This window comes from Cellulomonas sp. EB106-03-03-XG116, assembly GCF_058792015.1.
This window is the reverse complement of the sequence record NZ_JBYTEP010000014.1, coordinates 36,447-52,026: the sequence shown is the minus strand read 5'-3', so window position 1 is coordinate 52,026 and position 15,580 is coordinate 36,447. Positions and strand designations below refer to the sequence as shown.

Sequence of the window (15,580 nt, the reverse complement as noted above, 5' to 3'; positions counted from 1 at the left end):
AGAAACGTCCTGCAACGCCGTACAGGTCGAGCCTCCTCGCTCCGACCGACCCCTCACGCCACGAGGCCTACGGCTTCCGGCCCGCCCTCCCTGGATCTCGGGGGGCGCGGCCGGAGACCGTAGGCCTCGTCGTGGAGCGGCGCGTCAGTGCGCGAAGTGGCGGGTGCCCGTCAGGTAGAGCGTCACGCCGGCGGCCTGCGCGGCGGCGACGACCTCCTCGTCGCGGACCGACCCGCCCGGCTGGACGACCGCGCGCACGCCGGCGTCCAGGAGCACCTGGAGGCCGTCGGCGAACGGGAAGAACGCGTCCGAGGCCGCCACCGCGCCGCGCGCCCGCTCGGCGTCGCCCGCGTTCGCCCGCTCGACCGCGAGCCGGCACGAGTCGACCCGGTTGACCTGGCCCATGCCGACCCCGACCGACGCGCCGCCGTCGGCCAGCAGGATCGCGTTCGACTTCACGGCCCGCACCGCGCGCCAGGCGAACGCCAGGTCCGCGAGCGTCGCCTCGTCGGCCGCCTCGCCCGCGGCGAGCGTCCAGGTGGTCGGGTCGTCACCCGCGGCGTCGATCCGGTCGACCTGCTGCATGAGCAGCCCGCCGCTGATCGGCCGCAGCTCGACGCCGGCGGACGGCGCCCCCTCGACCACGAGGAGGCGGATGTTCTTCTTGCGGCTCAGCACCTCGAGCGCCTCGGGCTCGTACGCCGGGGCGACGACGACCTCGGTGAACACCTCGGCGATCTGCTCCGCGGCGGCCAGCGTGACCGTGCCGTTGGCCGCGATCACGCCGCCGAACGCCGACACCGGGTCGCAGGCGTGCGCCTTCGCGTGCGCGTCCGCGATGTCCGCGCCGACCGCGATGCCGCACGGGTTCGCGTGCTTGATGATCGCGACAGCCGGACCGTCGTGGTCGTGCGCCGCGCGCCAGGCCGCGTCCGCGTCGACGTAGTTGTTGTACGACATCGCCTTGCCGTGCAGCTGCTGCGCCTGCGCCAGCCCCGCGGGGCCGTACCCGGAGGTGTAGACCGCGGCGCGCTGGTGCGGGTTCTCGCCGTAGCGCAGCACGTCCGCGCGGTCCCAGGTCGCCCCGACCCAGGCCGGGAAGCCGGTGCTCACGCCGTCGACCTCGTCGGTCGTGGTGGCGACGTTGCCCATCCAGGACGCGACGGCGACGTCGTACGTCGCGGTGTGCACGAAGGCCTGCGCGGCGAGCCGGGTGCGCTCGGCCAGGGTGAAGCCACCACCCTGCACGGCCGCGACCACCTCGTCGTACCGGGCCGGGTCCACGACGACCGCGACGCTCGGGTGGTTCTTCGCCGCGGCGCGGACCATCGACGGGCCGCCGATGTCGATCTGCTCGACGCACTCGTCCGGGGTCGCGCCCGAGTCCACGGTCTGCGTGAATGGGTACAGGTTGACGACGACCAGCTCGAACGGCGCGACGCCGAGCTCGTCGAGCTGGGCGAGGTGCTCCGGGCGGCGGGTGTCGGCGAGGATCCCGGCGTGCACGCGCGGGTGCAGCGTCTTCACGCGGCCGTCCAGGCACTCGGGGAACCCGGTCAGCTCCTCGACCCGCGTGACCGGCACGCCGGCGGACGCGATGGTCCCGGCCGTCGACCCGGTGGACACGAGCTCGACCCCGGCGGCGTGCAGGGCGGTCGCGAGCTCGACCAGGCCCGACTTGTCGTAGACGGACAGCAGCGCGCGGCGCACCGGGCGGCGGGTGCTGTCCGCGGTCGGGTCGGCGACGGGCTCGACGGGCGGCAGGGCGTGGGACATGGCGGTCCTCCGGGTGGTCGGTCGGGCACCACGGTGGGTGCCGCTCGGGACCCTGCACCCAGGCGAACGGTGCGTCGGCGGGACTGCGTCGGTCGCTCCCCGGTGGTCAGTTCCACCTCTACGCCAGTCACGACCGTGCACGAGCCTAGCCGACGACGGCGCCGGCGTCGGCGGCTCAGTCCGTGCGGCGCCCCTTGGCGAAGTAGGCGATCGGCCCGACCCAGTTCACCAGGATGGCGAGGCCCCACGCCGCCTTCGGGCCGTTGACCAGCGCCGCCGGGCGCTTGGCCAGGTCGCGGTAGGCCGCGGCCGTCAGCGCGAGCTGCGCCGCCGTCACGACCACCGTGCCGACCTTGCGCCCGGTGCTGAGCTCGGACCAGTGCTTACCCGCGCGTGCGTGTCCCATGGGCCGACGCTACGCGGGTCCGTCGCCGCGCGGCAGGGGCCGGAGGTCCCGCGTCGGGGGCGGGCCGGGCCGGTGGCGGGCCGGGCCGGGCCGGGGGCGGGCCGGGTCGGCGGCTGGTCCGGCCGGCGGGCCCGGCCGGCGGCGGAGCTAGCCGACGGTGACGGTCCGGCCGTCGACGGTCAGCCCGCCCGCGACGATCCGGGCGACCCACTCGACGAGCAGCCGGCGCTCGGCGACCTTGATCCGCTCGTGCAGCGTGGCCTCGTCGTCGCCGGGCTCGACCGGCACCGCGACCTGCGCCACGACCGGGCCGGTGTCCACCCCGGCGTCGACGACGTGCAGCGTGCACCCCGTGACCTTCGCCCCGAACGCCAGGGCGTCCCGGACCGCGTGCGCCCCGGGGAACGCGGGCAGCAGCGCGGGGTGCGTGTTCACGACCCGGCCGGGCCACCGGTCGAGCACCGCCGCGCCGAGGATCCGCATGAACCCCGCCGACACGACCAGGTCGGGGCGGAACACCGCGATCGCCTCCGCGAGCGCGCGGTCCCAGGCGGCGCGGTCGTCGAAGTCGCCGGGCGCCACCACCGCGGTCGGCACGCCCGCGGCACGGGCCAGGTCGAGGCCGCCGGCCGACGCGCGGTCGGCCACGACGCCGACCACGCGGCCCGGGTACCCGGGGCCGTCGTGGGCCGCGAGCAGGGCGGCGAGGTTCGACCCGCCGCCGGACACCAGCACGACGAGCCGGCCGGCGGTGCGCGTGGCGGGTCGGGGCGCGTCGGGGGTGCTGGGCGTGGGGGCGGCCATGACCGCACACCCTAACCGCGCTCCCCGGCCGCCCGGGCACATCCCCGCCCCCGCTTCCTCCCCCGCCTGCCCCCGCCTCCGCCAGCCTCCGCCGAGATGGCAACCCTCGGCTGCGCCCAGGTGCTCCCCGACAGCCGAGAGCTGCCGTCTCGACGAGCGGGTCCGGGTGCGGCGGCGCGCGGGCCGGGCCCGGGTGCGGCGGCGCGCGGGTCGTGCGCGAGAATGGCCCGCGTGAGCAACCCGTACGCCCCGCCCTCGTCCGACCGCGCCGCCGCGGACGGCCCCGGGCGCGCGGCGGGCGACCCCACCGACCCCGCCGACCCGACCGGTCCCACCGGCCCGGACCCCGCCGGCCCCACCGGCCCCGGCCCGTCCGGCCCCGGGCACCCGCTGCCGCCGCACCCCGCGCCCGGCCCGCACCCGCCGCGCCCGCACCCCGGCCCCGCCGCGCCGCCGCCGTCGCCCGAGGCGCTGGCGCGCGTCGGCCGGCTCGTGCGGCACTTCGGCGTGTGGCTGCTCGCGGGCGTCGCGGTCACGCTGCTGCCGCTGCCGTGGCGGTTCGCGTCGATCGTGTTCCTGGTCGGCGCCGTCGTCACCGGCATCCGCGCGCTGCTGGCCGTGGTCCGCTCGGGGCTGCGCGGCGGCGTGGGCGCCATGCTGGTCGCGGGCCTGCTGATGACGGGGCTGGTGCTCGTCGGCTCGCTGGGCTCGCTGGCGACGTGGCGGGTCGACGCCGACCGGCAGGCGTGCCTGCAGGGCGCGCTGACGCGGTCGGCGGAGGCGGCGTGCGAGCGCGCCTACGACGACGCGGTGGGCGACCTGACCGACCGGCTGACCGGCGGGCGCGGCTGACCCGGGCTCAGCCCCGCCGGCGCGACCCCGTCACGCCGGCCCACGCCCGGCGGGCCGCACCGGCGACCGCCGCGCGGACGTGCCGGTCGCCGGGCAGCAGCACCAGCAGCGCCCCGAGCGCCACCCCGCCCGCGACGGCGAGCGCCACCAGCACCGGCTCCGGGCCGAGCTCCGTCATCCGCCCGGGCCCGATCCCCCCGCGCGCGAGCGCCGCGAGCAGCAGCGCGCCGAGCCCGGCGGTCGCGGCGGACACCAGGCCGGCGACCGGGGCGTCCAGCGCGCGCTCGGTGGCCAGCCGGCGGCGCAGCACGAGCGCGGCCGCGGCGCCGGCCAGCAGCGTGACGACGGGGATCGCCACCAGGACGCCGCCGACCACGTCCGGCGCGGGCAGCGCGCCCAGCAGCGGTACCGCCGGCAGGGCGCCGGCCTGCACCCCGCCGACGGCGAACGACGTCCCCGTGCCGACCGCGAACCCCGGCCCCACGAGCCACGCCAGCGCCCACAGCACGAGGGTCGGGGCGTAGGCGAGCTGCGCCACCGCGAGCACGATGCCGCCCACCGCGTCGAGCCGCAGGCTGCCGACCACCTCCGCGACCGCGCTCCGACCCGTCACGACCCACAGCGTGGCGAGCACGGCCGCCAGCAGCACGAGCGTCGCCAGCGCGGTCGTCCCGGCGGCGACGCCGTGCGCGACGGGCTCGGGCAGCCGGGCGCGCACCGGCTGCACGACGTCCCGGAACCGCGGCGCCTCGGGGCGCCGGAGCAGACCCGCGCCGAGCCCGGCGGCCGCGACGACCGCGGCGCCGAGCAGGCCGATCCCGACGTGCAGCAGCGGCACCCCGGTGACGAGCCCGACCACGAGCACCACGCCGACGTACGCCCCGACGCCCGCGCCGAACGCGGACCGGGTGGCGTACCCGGACCGGCGCGCGGAGGCGTAGCAGCCGAACACGGCGAGCGCGGTGAGCCCCAGCGGCACGAGCGTCACGGACGGGGCGTCGGTCAGCGGCACGCCGTGGGCGAGCAGCCACAGCCCGGCGGCCACCTCGACGGCCCGGGTCCACGGGATCCCGGTCGTCGCCGGTGCCGCGGAGGTGGCGACGTACGCCGCGATCGCCGGCAGCACCACGACCAGCAGCGACAGCAGCGCCGCCTGCAGGCCGGCCAGCATGCCGCCGACCCAGCGCGGGGCGCCGTCGAGGTCGCTGACGAAGAACCGCGGCGGGGCGGCGTCGTCGAGCACCCGGCGCCGCGGCCGACCGCCGGGCGCGCCGGAGCCGCGTCCGTCGGGGCGGGTGCCGGGCGCGTTGCTCACCGCCCCATGGTCCCCGCCGCACGCCGCCGGGCGGCCCAACCGCCCCGGCGCGCCGCGGGGTGGCGTGCCCCACGCCCGGGCGGCGGACGCGCGACGGGCGCCGCACCCCCGGGAGGGTGCGGCGCCCGTCGGGCGTGCGGAGGTCAGCTGAGCAGCGCGCGCGCCAGCTCGGCCGTCTCGGTCGGCGTGGTGCCGACCTTCACCCCGGCGGCCTCGAGGGCCTCCTTCTTGGCCTGCGCGGTGCCGGCCGAGCCGGACACGATCGCGCCGGCGTGGCCCATCGTCTTGCCCTCGGGGGCGGTGAAGCCCGCGACGTAGCCGACGACCGGCTTGGTCACGTGCTCGGTGATGTACGCCGCGGCCCGCTCCTCGGCGTCGCCGCCGATCTCGCCGATCATGACGATGAGGTCGGTCTCGGGGTCGGCCTCGAACGCGGCGAGCGCGTCGATGTGCGTCGTGCCGATGATCGGGTCGCCGCCGATGCCGACGGCCGTCGAGAACCCGAGGTCCCGGAGCTCGTACATCATCTGGTAGGTCAGCGTGCCGGACTTCGACACCAGGCCGATCCGGCCGGGGCCGGTGATGTCCGACGGGATGATGCCGACGTTCGACTTCCCGGGGCTGATGAGACCCGGGCAGTTGGGGCCGAGCAGCCGGACGCCCTTGGCCTGGGCGTAGGCGAAGAACTCGGCGGTGTCGGCGACCGGGACGCCCTCGGTGATGATCACGATCAGCGGCACGCCGGCGTCGATCGCCTCGATGACAGCGGCCTTGGTGAAGGCCGGCGGCACGAAGATGACCGACACGTCGGCCTTGGTCGCCTCGACGGCCTGGGCCACCGAGCCGAACACCGGGATCGCCACGGTCAGGCCGGAGCCGTCGCCGCGGGGGAACTCGACGCTGGTGCCCGCCTTGCGCGGGTTCACGCCGCCGACGACGGTGGTGCCCGACGCCAGCATGCGGGTGGTGTGCTTGCTGCCTTCGGACCCGGTCATGCCCTGCACGATGACCTTGGAGTCCGCGGTCAGGAAGATCGCCATGGTGGGTTGTCTCTCGTCTCTCGCGTCGCTGCGGTCGGTCAGGCGGTGGCGGCCAGGCGGGCGGCCTCGGCGGCGCCCCCGTCCATGGTCTCGGCCAGCGTGACGAGCGGGTGGGCCGCGTCCCGGATGATCCGGCGGCCCTCGAGCACGTTGTTGCCGTCCAGGCGCACGACGAGCGGCTTGGTGGCCTCGTCGCCGAGGATGCCGAGCGCCGCGACGATGCCGTTGGCGACCGCGTCGCACGCCGTGATGCCGCCGAACACGTTGACGAACACGGACTTGACCTGCGGGTCGGACAGGATGATGTCCAGGCCCGCGGCCATGACCTCGGCCGAGGCGCCGCCGCCGATGTCGAGGAAGTTCGCCGGCTTCACGCCCCCGTGCTGCTGCCCGGCGTACGCGACGACGTCGAGGGTGCTCATGACGAGCCCCGCGCCGTTGCCGATCACGCCGACCTCGCCGTCGAGCTTGACGTAGTTGAGGTCCTTCTCCTTGGCGCGCGCCTCGAGCGGGTCCGCCGCGGCGGCGTCCTCGAGGGACGCGTGGTCCTCGTGCCGGAAGTCGGCGTTGCCGTCCAGCGTCACCTTGCCGTCGAGCGCGACGACGTCGCCGGCCTCGGTCAGCACGAGCGGGTTCACCTCGACGAGCGTGGCGTCCTCCTCGCGGTAGACGTCCCACAGCTTCGTCAGCACGGCGGCGACCTTCGGGCCCACCTCGGCGTCGAAGCCCGCGGCGGCGACGATCTCGTCGGCCTTCGCCTGGTCGATGCCGACCCGCGGGTCCACCGGGACCTTCGCCAGCGCCTCGGGGCGCTCGACCGCGAGCTGCTCGATCTCCATGCCGCCCTCGACGCTCGCCATCGCGAGGTACTGCCGCTCGGCGCGGTCGAGGAGGAGGGAGAAGTAGTACTCCTTCGCGATGCTCGCCCCGGCGGCGATCATCACGCGGTGGACGGTGTGGCCCTTGATGTCCATGCCGAGGATCTCGCCGGCGCGCTGCTCGGCCTCCTCCGCGGAGCGGGCGATCTTGACGCCGCCGGCCTTGCCTCGGCCACCGGTCTTCACCTGCGCCTTGACGACCACCACGCCGGTCGCGCCGTCGGCGCCCAGCAGGGTCTCGGCCGCCGCACGCGCCTCGGAGGGCGTCGTCGCGACGATCCCTCCCAGGACGGGTACCCCGTGCCGCTCGAAGATGTCACGTGCCTGGTACTCGAACAGGTCCACCTGCTGCGGTCCTTCCCTCGCCCTGCGGTCCCGTGGGTGGGATCTGGCTGCTCTGCCGCGGACGATCGTAGCCCGGGGTCCCGGGTTTATCTCCACGTCGAGATATGTGACCCAGGTCGCACGGGATTCGTCAACGTGTCTTGACACGCGGATCGCTCGTCAAGCAAAGTTGACGCATGACCGGCACCGACCCCACCACCGACTCCGCCGACGGCGCGCTCGCCGCGGCGACGGCCGACGACCCCGCCACCGGGCTGCGCGCCGTGCGCTCCCTGCGGGTGCTCGCCGACCGGCTGGAGACCCTGCAGGTCGGCCGGGCGCGCGAGCTCGGCTGGTCCTGGCAGGACATCGCGGACGCCCTCGGCGTGAGCCGGCAGGCCGTCCACCAGAAGCACCACCGGAAGGCCTGAGGGCCGCCGGCGCGACCGGCGCCCCGCCCGCCGCGCCACCCCCGAGAGGAGACGACGATGTTCGAGAGGTTCACCGCCGGCGCCCGCGCCGCGGTCGTGCAGTCCCAGGAGATCGCCCGCGACCTGGGCGACCCCCGCATCTCCCCCGCGCACCTCGTGGTCGCGGTCGCGTCCGTCGCGGACCCGGCGGCCGAGGCGCTCGCCGCGCAGGGGGCCGACCGGGCCGCGCTGCTCGACGCGTTCGACGGCGACGGGCTGGACGCCGCGGCGCTGGCGGCGCTCGGGATCGACCTGGACGCCGTGCGCCGGCGCGCGGACACCGTGTTCGGCGCGGGTGCGCTGGACCGCGCCGACCGCGCCGACCGGGCGCGCCGGGCGGGGCCGGCCGGGCGGCGGGGCGCCGGGCACGTGCCGTTCACCCGGGACGCCAAGAAGACGCTCGAGGTCGCGCTGCGCGAGGCGATCCGGCTCGGTCACAAGCGGATCGAGGCCGGGCACGTGCTGCTCGCGGTCGTCCGGCTGTCCGACACCGACGGGTACGCGCTGCTCCGCCGCGCGGGCGTCGACCCGGCGGCCCTGGCGGCGGACGTGACGGCCCGCCTGGCCGCCGCCGCGGCGGCCTGACCCCGGAGGGCGGACGGCGCGCCCCGGGGCCGGCAAGGCGAGTGGATCCGCACGGGCAGACGCGCGCGGGCGTGTCCGTCCGTAGGGATCCACGCGTCGGCGCGTGCGGGGTGCCGACGGCGCCCGCGGGAGGCCGAGGCGTCGTGCGGGGGCGCGGCCCCGACCGTCAGGCCGTCGGGACGGGGTACCCCTCCGACGGCTGCACCACCACGAACCCCGGGCCGTGGAAGGCGTACTGGAACGCCTCCCCCGTGCCGCCGCGGAGCAGCGAGCTGACGTTCATGCTCGACACGACGCCGGGCGTGAGGTTCGCCGACCAGCACACCGCCGCGTTCGGGTCGACGTAGGTCGGCTGCTGCGAGCAGTCGAGGATCATCGGCTGACCGTGCGACGTCAGCGCCACCGTGCCGTGCCCCTGGATCAGGGTGTTCCAGAACCCGCCGGTCATCATCCCGGCGCCCTTGGTGCGGTGCATGTCCCACTGGAGCGCGGCGTCGAACGCGAGCAGCGAGGAGCCGCCGACGCTGATCGCGTCGCCCTCCAGCTGGAGCAGGAACACGTGCTCCGCGGCGCGCGCGAAGAACACCTCGCCCGGGCCGGACACCCGCATGAGCGGCTGGTCGTCGGCGCTCATCGCGCGCTTGACGAACCGGGCGAGCGAGCCGGACGACTCGTGGTGGAACTGCACCTGCCCCTGGTGGGCGACCATCGCGCCCTTCGCCGCGAGGACGTCGGGGCCGAGGGTGACCTTGAGCATCTTGGTGCTCTGCAGGACGAACCGCTCGGCGGTCTGCACCTCGGCGTTGGCCTGGTCGAAGATCGGGCTGCGCATGGGTCGATCATGCCCGATATGTGCAGGTGGCGGCCTCGCGGGCGCCGCGCGGGCGGCCGGGACCACCCGTCCGCCCGCGCGCGGGTCAGAGCTTGGTGACCGGCGAGTACCGCAGCAGCAGCCGCTTGGTGCCCTCGGTGCCGAAGTCGACCTTCGCGACCGCGTTCGGCCCGCCGCCCTCGACCGCGACGACCGTGCCGAGGCCGTACGCGTCGTGGGTGACCTTGTCCCCCACCGTCAGCGTCGGGATGGCCGCGTCCGGGCGCGGGGTCGCCGAGCCGAACGTGGCGCCGCCCGACCCGGGGGCCTTGCGGGGCGGCTCGCCCGCGCGGGACGCCGCGGAGCTCTTCTTCCAGCTCTGTGTGGACCCGGACCCCGACGACGACCGCTCCCCGTAGCCGCCACCCGAGGCGTACCCGGACCGGCCGCCGAGGAACCCGCCCGGCCCGCGCAGCCGGTCGTTGGACGACTCGCGCCGCCGCCAGTCGATGAGGTCCTCGGGCAGGTCGTCGAGGAACCGGCTGGGCGGGAACTCGTTCGGCACGCCCCACGCGGTGCGGACCGCGGCGCGGGAGATGTACAGCCGCTGCCGCGCCCGGGTCAGGCCGACGTAGGCGAGCCGGCGCTCCTCGGCGAGCTGGTCGGTGTCGGCGAGCGACCGCATGTGCGGGAACGTGCCGTCCTCCATGCCGGTGAGGAACACGACCGGGAACTCCAGGCCCTTGGCCGTGTGCAGGGTCATCAGCGTGATGACGCCCTGGTCCGGCTTCGGCGCGCCGCCGTCCTCGTCGCCGCCGTCGTCCGACGGGATCTGGTCGGAGTCGGCGACGAGCGACACCCGCTCGAGGAAGTCGGCGAGGTCGCCCTCGGGGTCGGACTGCTCGAACTCGGAGGCCACCGCGTGCAGCTCGGCGAGGTTCTCGACCCGGGTCTGGTCCTGCGGGTCCTCGCTCGCGCGCAGCTCCGCCAGGTAGCCGCTGCGGTCGAGCACGACCGACAGGATCTCCGCCGGGCCGGCGCCCGACTCGGTGAGCGCCCGGAGGTCGGCCATCATCTCGGCGAACGCCCGCAGGCCGGTGAGCGCCCGGGTCCCGAGGCCGGGCACCTCCTCCAGCCGCTCCAGCGCCTGGCCGAACGAGATGCGCTCCCGCTCCGCGTACCCGGCGACCATCGCCTCGGACCGGTCGCCGAGCCCGCGCTTGGGCACGTTGAGGATGCGGCGCAGGTTCACGTCGTCGTCGGGGTTCGCGATCGCGCGCAGGTACGCCACGGCGTCCTTGATCTCGCGGCGCTCGTAGAACCGGGTGCCGCCGACGACCTTGTACGGCAGGCCGACGCGGATCAGCACCTCCTCCAGCGCGCGGGACTGCGCGTTGGCCCGGTAGAAGATCGCGACGTCGCCGGGGCGGACGCCGTCGGCGTCGCCGAGGCGGTCGATCTCCTCCGCGACGAACCGCGCCTCCTCGTGCTCGTTGTCGGCGACGTAGGCGACGATCTTCGGCCCGGAGCCGGAGTCGGTCCACAGCCGCTTGGGCTTGCGGCCGGGGTTCTTGCTGATCACCGCGTTGGCGGCGGACAGGATGGTCTGCGTCGAGCGGTAGTTCTGCTCGAGCAGGATGGTCGTGGCGTCCGGGTAGTCGGCCTCGAACTCCATGATGTTGCGGATGCTGGCGCCGCGGAACGCGTAGATCGACTGGTCGGCGTCGCCGACGACGGTGAGCTCGCCGCGCGGCACCGCGGCGTCCGCGCCGGGGTCGGCCGCGCCGACGCCCGCGAGCTCGCGCACCAGCACGTACTGCGCGTGGTTGGTGTCCTGGTACTCGTCGACGAGCACGTGCCGGAACCGGCGGCGGTAGTGCTCCGCGACGGCGGGGAACGCCTGCAGCAGGTTCACCGTGGTCATGATGAGGTCGTCGAAGTCGAGGGCGTTCGCCTGGCGCAGCCGCTGCTGGTACCGGGTGTAGACCTGCGCGAGCGCCTGGTCGAAGTCGTTCGACCCGCTCGCGGTGGCCGCGAACGCGTCGGGGTCGACCAGCTCGTCCTTGAGGTTGGAGATCTTGGACTGCAGCGCCTTCGGCGGGTACTTCTTCGGGTCCAGGTCGAGCTCGCGCGCCACGAGGCTCAGCAGCCGCTGCGAGTCCGCGGAGTCGTAGATCGAGAACGACTGCCGCAGGCCGAGCGTCGTCGCCTCCCGGCGCAGGATCCGCACGCACGCCGAGTGGAACGTCGAGACCCACATCATCCGGGCGGACGGACCCACCAGCGACGCCACGCGCTCGCGCATCTCGGCCGCGGCCTTGTTGGTGAACGTGATGGCGAGGATCTCCCCCGCGCGCGCCTGCCGGGTCGCCAGCAGGTGCGCGATGCGGTGCGTCAGCACCCGGGTCTTGCCCGAGCCGGCGCCCGCGACGATGAGCAGCGGCCCGCCGTGGTGCAGCACCGCGGCGCGCTGCTGCGGGTTGAGGCCGACCAGCAGCGCGTCCGCGTCGATGGACGGCGCGCGGCCGCGGCCCCGGCGGTCGTCGACGTCCGCGGGCGCGTCGGCGTCCCCGGAGGGCTGGTCGCCGCGCGGCGGCACCGCGGCCGGCAGGCGACCGAGGTCGGAGAGGGCGAGTCCGGGCAGCGGCAGGTTCTCGAAGAGCGACGTCATGGCAGGGCCAAGCCTAGGCGCCCCCACCGACACCCGCGGCGCTCAGCCGCGTGCCAGCAGCACCTCGCGCAGCGCGGACAGCAGCGACGCCGGGAGCCCCAGCGCCTCCAGGTGCGACAGCCGCACGTGCAGCGGCCGGTCGGACGTCGCCGCGGCCAGGGCGCGGGTCAGCAGGGCGTTCTCGGTCCACGCCCCGCGGAGCACCCGCAGCACCTCGGCGTCGGGCTCGGGGCCGGCGAGCGGGACCGTGCCGCACGTCACCTCGAGCCGCGCGCCGGCGGGCACGCCGCGCACGTCCACGCGGAGCCGGCCGTCGTCGGTGACGCGCGCCTCGGCGGGCACCGCTGCCCCGTCGACGGTGGCGCGCACGGCCCCCGCCGCGCCCTCCGTCGCCCCGGCGGTCACCAGCGTCAGCGTCCAGTCCCGCTCCGCCGGCACGCACGCCGCCGCGCCCTCGACCGGCCCGACCGCGAGCGCCCCCGGCGCGTCGGCCCAGGTGATCGGCGTCCGCGCGATCCCCGCCGGGTCCGTGCCGTCGCCCGCGCCGTCGTCCTCGACCAGCGTGAACGCGCCGTCGGCCCCCGGCACGACCAGCAGCTCCAGGTGCGTGGGGTTCACCGGGTCGTTGCCCGGCACCTCGGCGCCGTCCAGCGGCACGACCGCGCCCGGCCGCGCCAGCACCGGGATCGAGTCGAGCGACCGGTGCAGGTCGAGCAGCCGGTCGCCGTCGTACACCGCGCCCGTCAGCACGTCGACCCAGGTGCCCGGCGGCAGCCACGCCCGCACCGCGGACGCGCGGGTCACCGGGTCGGTGGGCGTCGTCACCGGCGCGACCAGCAGCTCCGAGCCGAACAGGAACTGCTGCGGCACGTCGTACGCCTCCGGGCGGTCCGGCCACGCGTGGTAGAGCGGGCGGACCAGGGCCTGCGACTCCGCGGCGGCCCGGTGGTTCATCGTGTGCAGGTACGGCACGAGCCGGTGCCGCAGCCGCAGGAACGCCGTCTGCACCTGGCGGGCGTGCGGCCCGAACGACCACGGCTCCTTGCTGGTGAACGGGTTGTCCGAGGAGTGCAGCCGCAGGATCGGCGAGAAGGTGCCGAGCTGCACCCAGCGGGTCGCGAGCTCCTCGTCGCGGACGCCGAAGTAGTGCCCGCCGATGTCGTGCGACCACCAGCCGTAGCCGATGTTCGCCGCCGTCGCGGTGAACTCGGGCTGGAACGCCAGCGAGTCCCAGGTGATGACGGTGTCGCCGGAGAACCCGACCGGGTACCGGTGGCTGCCCGGCCCGGCGTACCGGGAGAACGTCAGCCCGCGCCGGCCGTCCCGGGCGCTGTCGAGGTAGTGGAAGTGGTTGAGCATCCACAGCGGGTCGATCCCGGCGACGCGCGAGTGCGCGCCCTGCTGCCAGTCGACCCACCAGAAGTCGACGCCGTCCCGCTCCAGCCCGCGGTGCAGCACCGAGAAGTACGCCGCGAGGAACTCCCGGTCGGTGACGTCGAACGCGATCGGGTCGCCGTCGGGCTCCCGACCGAGCGCGGCGCACATCGCGGCGTACGCGTCCTCGTGCGCGCGCACGCCGTCCGCCGGGTGCACGTTGAGCGTGACCCGCAGGCCCCGGTCGTGCAGCCAGGACAGCAGCGCGGGCGGGTCGGGGAACAGGTCGCGGTTCCACGTGTACCCGGTCCAGCCGGAGCCGAGCGCGGGGTCGACCTCGGTGACGTGCCAGTCCATGTCGAGCACCGACACCGACAGCGGGATCCGCTCGGCGGCGAACCGCTCGACGACCGCCCGGTAGCCCTCCGCGGTGTACCGGTGGAACCGGCTCCACCAGGTGCCGAGCGCCCACCGCGGCAGCACGGGCACCGGCCCGGACACGGCGTGGAACGCGCGCAGCGCCTCGGCGTGGTCGTGGGCGTAGCCGAACACGTAGAGGTCCTGCCGGGAGCCGTCGCGCGGGGCCACCCAGCCGTCCGGCTCGAACACCATCGACCGCGAGTCGTCGAGCACCGCGTAGCCCTGCCGGGACACGACGCCGCCCTCGAGCGGGACCCGGCCGTCCGCCTCGTCGAGCGTCCGCGCGGTGCCGCCCAGGCCCTCGGCCGGCTGCCCGTACCGCCACACCGAGTGGTAGGCGCTGACGCCGCCGGTGACCTCGACGGACAGACCCGCGGTGCTGAACGGGCCCCGGTCGTAGACCACGCGCAGCCGCGACGTGACGACCTCGACGACGTGGCCGCGGTCGACCACGCGGAACTCCGGCACCGGGAGCGCGCGGTGCCGGGCGAACGTGCTGGGCCGGTCCTCGAACCGGCCGTCCTCGGCGTGCTCCAGCCGCACGAGCCCGTCGGCGAGCACCGTGACGCGCCAGCGGTCGCCCTGCACCACCGCGCGCGGGTCGGCCGTGCCGTCGGGCGCGGGTCCGGTCGCGAGGGCGAGGGGCCCGCCGGGCTGCCGGGGACGGTCGGGCTGGGGCTGCGTCGGCGCGGTCACTCCTCATGTTTAGCGTTAAACTCGCGGGAGCGTCAACGGGCCGCGAGCCGCCGCGACCCCGCCCCGCCTGGAGGCCACCGGTGGACCGCGTCACGCTCAAGGACATCGCACGCGAGGTCGGCGTCAGCGTGATGACCGTGTCCAACGTGGTGAACGGCCGCGCCGGGCGGGTGTCCCCCGCGACCGCCGCCCGCGTCGAGCGCGCCGTCGCCGACCTCGGCTACGTGCCCAGCGCCGCCGCCCGCTCGCTGGTCGCGCGCCGCTCCCGCCTGGTCGGCCTGCTGCTGCCGGGCCGCCCCGAGGGCGTCACCCTGCTCGGCAGCCCGCACGACGTCGCCGTCACCGGCGCGCTCGAGGCCGCGCTGCGCGGCCGGGACCACCACCTCATGCTGCGCGGCGTCGCCGACGCGGTCGACGTCCGGGACTCCGTGCGCCGGTGGGGGCTCGACGGGGTGGTCGTCATGGGGTTCACCGACGACGCCCTTGCCGGCCTCGACCTGCCAGGAGGGCTCGCGGCCGTGCTGGTCGACGCCGAGGGCGGCCCGGGCGACGGCGGCCGGCGGCACGCGCACGTCCGGTCCGACGACCGGGCCGGCGGACGCCTCGCCGGGACGCACCTGACCGGGCTCGGACACCGCCGGCTGCTGCTGTGCGGGCCGGTCGGCTCGGCGAGCTGGGTGGTGGCGGAGCGGCTCGCCGGGTTCCGCGGGGCCGCCGCAGACGCCGGGCTGCCCCCGGGGGCGGTGCGGACGGTGCACGCCCGGACGACCTACGACGAGGGGGTCGCGCTCGGCGGGCGGCTGGCCGAGGACGTGCGCGCCGGGTCCGTGACCGGGGTGTTCGCGACCGCCGACGTCCTGGCCGCCGGGGTGGTGCGCGGGCTCGCCGAGGCAGGGCTGCGGGTGCCCGAGGACGTGTCGGTGCTGGGCTACGACGACGCCGAGCTCGCCCGGCAGGTCACCCCGCGGCTGTCGACGGTCGCCCAGGACACGGCGGGCAAGGGCCGGCTGGCGGCGGAGCTGCTGCTCGGCCTCGTGACCGGCGACGACGCGGCCCCGCGCTCGGCGACGGTGCCGGTCGCGCTGGTGGCGCGGGAGTCGGCGGGGCCGGCGCCGGTCGGTTGAGCGGACGGTCCGGCCGGACCGTCCGCCCGAGGAC

General features: G+C 76.1%; 13 protein-coding genes and 1 riboswitch. Of the genes, 4 read left to right on the top strand and 9 right to left on the bottom strand.

The features are described 5' to 3' along the window. Nucleotides 1-144 precede the first annotated feature (144 nt). The 3 genes from purH to purN all read right to left on the bottom strand — a co-directional run bounded on the left by purH (nt 145) and on the right by purN (nt 2,986). Entirely contained in the window at nt 145-1,776 is a 1,632-nt protein-coding gene (gene purH, locus AC3WUG_RS07780; RefSeq protein ID WP_492327154.1) for a bifunctional phosphoribosylaminoimidazolecarboxamide formyltransferase/IMP cyclohydrolase, read from the bottom strand. Nucleotides 1,777-1,825: 49 nt separating this feature from the next. Then, nucleotides 1,826-1,917: riboswitch (ZMP/ZTP riboswitch) on the bottom strand. A gap of 34 nt (nt 1,918-1,951) precedes the next feature. Next, entirely contained in the window at nt 1,952-2,182 is a 231-nt protein-coding gene (locus tag AC3WUG_RS07775) for a PLDc N-terminal domain-containing protein (RefSeq protein ID WP_492327153.1), read from the bottom strand. 147 nt (nt 2,183-2,329) lie between these two features. Further along, nucleotides 2,330-2,986: a phosphoribosylglycinamide formyltransferase gene (gene purN / locus AC3WUG_RS07770; RefSeq protein WP_492327152.1), complete on the bottom strand. Its 657-nt coding sequence runs from the start codon at nt 2,984-2,986 to the stop codon at nt 2,330-2,332. Nucleotides 2,987-3,217: 231 nt separating this feature from the next. On the opposite strand from purN, the gene AC3WUG_RS07765 reads away from it, so the two are divergent. After that, nucleotides 3,218-3,838 (top strand): hypothetical protein, encoded by a 621-nt coding sequence (locus AC3WUG_RS07765; RefSeq protein WP_492327151.1) that lies wholly within the window; start codon nt 3,218-3,220, stop codon nt 3,836-3,838. A gap of 7 nt (nt 3,839-3,845) precedes the next feature. On the opposite strand, the gene AC3WUG_RS07760 is transcribed toward AC3WUG_RS07765, so the two are convergent. The 3 genes from AC3WUG_RS07760 to sucC form a co-directional block, all read right to left on the bottom strand. Continuing rightward, nucleotides 3,846-5,153 carry a cell division protein PerM gene (locus AC3WUG_RS07760; RefSeq protein WP_492327150.1) on the bottom strand — a complete coding sequence of 436 codons (1,308 nt, stop codon included), beginning with the start codon at nt 5,151-5,153 and terminating at the stop codon, nt 3,846-3,848. 143 nt (nt 5,154-5,296) lie between these two features. Continuing rightward, nucleotides 5,297-6,193 carry a succinate--CoA ligase subunit alpha gene (gene sucD / locus AC3WUG_RS07755; RefSeq protein ID WP_492327149.1) on the bottom strand — a complete coding sequence of 299 codons (897 nt, stop codon included), beginning with the start codon at nt 6,191-6,193 and terminating at the stop codon, nt 5,297-5,299. 38 nt (nt 6,194-6,231) lie between these two features. Then, complete coding sequence (gene sucC, locus AC3WUG_RS07750; RefSeq protein WP_217617097.1) at nt 6,232-7,416, bottom strand: ADP-forming succinate--CoA ligase subunit beta; 1,185 nt, start codon at nt 7,414-7,416, stop codon at nt 6,232-6,234. 176 nt (nt 7,417-7,592) lie between these two features. On the opposite strand from sucC, the gene AC3WUG_RS07745 reads away from it, so the two are divergent. Together AC3WUG_RS07745 and AC3WUG_RS07740 are read left to right on the top strand one after the other, a co-directional pair. After that, complete coding sequence (locus AC3WUG_RS07745) at nt 7,593-7,826, top strand: helix-turn-helix domain-containing protein (RefSeq protein WP_218708384.1); 234 nt, start codon at nt 7,593-7,595, stop codon at nt 7,824-7,826. Nucleotides 7,827-7,883: 57 nt separating this feature from the next. After that, complete coding sequence (locus AC3WUG_RS07740; RefSeq protein WP_492327148.1) at nt 7,884-8,450, top strand: Clp protease N-terminal domain-containing protein; 567 nt, start codon at nt 7,884-7,886, stop codon at nt 8,448-8,450. 166 nt (nt 8,451-8,616) lie between these two features. Here the strand turns inward: AC3WUG_RS07740 and AC3WUG_RS07735 are convergent, their stop codons facing one another. The 3 genes from AC3WUG_RS07735 to AC3WUG_RS07725 all read right to left on the bottom strand — a co-directional run bounded on the left by AC3WUG_RS07735 (nt 8,617) and on the right by AC3WUG_RS07725 (nt 14,422). Further along, nucleotides 8,617-9,282 (bottom strand): AIM24 family protein, encoded by a 666-nt coding sequence (locus tag AC3WUG_RS07735; protein ID WP_492327147.1) that lies wholly within the window; start codon nt 9,280-9,282, stop codon nt 8,617-8,619. A gap of 85 nt (nt 9,283-9,367) precedes the next feature. Further along, nucleotides 9,368-11,932 (bottom strand): DNA helicase PcrA, encoded by a 2,565-nt coding sequence (pcrA, locus tag AC3WUG_RS07730; RefSeq protein WP_492327146.1) that lies wholly within the window; start codon nt 11,930-11,932, stop codon nt 9,368-9,370. Between the two features lie 42 nt (nt 11,933-11,974). Beyond that, on the bottom strand, nt 11,975-14,422 hold the full coding sequence (locus tag AC3WUG_RS07725) for a glycoside hydrolase family 31 protein (protein ID WP_492327145.1): 2,448 nt from the start codon (nt 14,420-14,422) through the stop codon (nt 11,975-11,977). An 80-nt stretch (nt 14,423-14,502) separates the two neighbouring features. Between AC3WUG_RS07725 and AC3WUG_RS07720 the strand changes: the two genes are divergently transcribed. Further along, entirely contained in the window at nt 14,503-15,546 is a 1,044-nt protein-coding gene (locus AC3WUG_RS07720; protein WP_492327144.1) for a LacI family DNA-binding transcriptional regulator, read from the top strand. The last annotated feature ends 34 nt before the right edge of the window (nt 15,547-15,580 follow it).

Coding starts and splice junctions, on each gene's coding strand:
- pcrA (WP_492327146.1), bottom strand. CDS start 11,932: ATGACGTCGCTCTTCGAGAACCTGCCGCTGCCCGGACTCGCCCTCTCC.
- AC3WUG_RS07735 (WP_492327147.1), bottom strand. CDS start 9,282: ATGCGCAGCCCGATCTTCGACCAGGCCAACGCCGAGGTGCAGACCGCC.
- sucD (WP_492327149.1), bottom strand. CDS start 6,193: ATGGCGATCTTCCTGACCGCGGACTCCAAGGTCATCGTGCAGGGCATG.
- AC3WUG_RS07745 (WP_218708384.1), top strand. CDS start 7,593: ATGACCGGCACCGACCCCACCACCGACTCCGCCGACGGCGCGCTCGCC.
- AC3WUG_RS07775 (WP_492327153.1), bottom strand. CDS start 2,182: ATGGGACACGCACGCGCGGGTAAGCACTGGTCCGAGCTCAGCACCGGG.
- purN (WP_492327152.1), bottom strand. CDS start 2,986: ATGGCCGCCCCCACGCCCAGCACCCCCGACGCGCCCCGACCCGCCACG.
- AC3WUG_RS07740 (WP_492327148.1), top strand. CDS start 7,884: ATGTTCGAGAGGTTCACCGCCGGCGCCCGCGCCGCGGTCGTGCAGTCC.
- purH (WP_492327154.1), bottom strand. CDS start 1,776: ATGTCCCACGCCCTGCCGCCCGTCGAGCCCGTCGCCGACCCGACCGCG.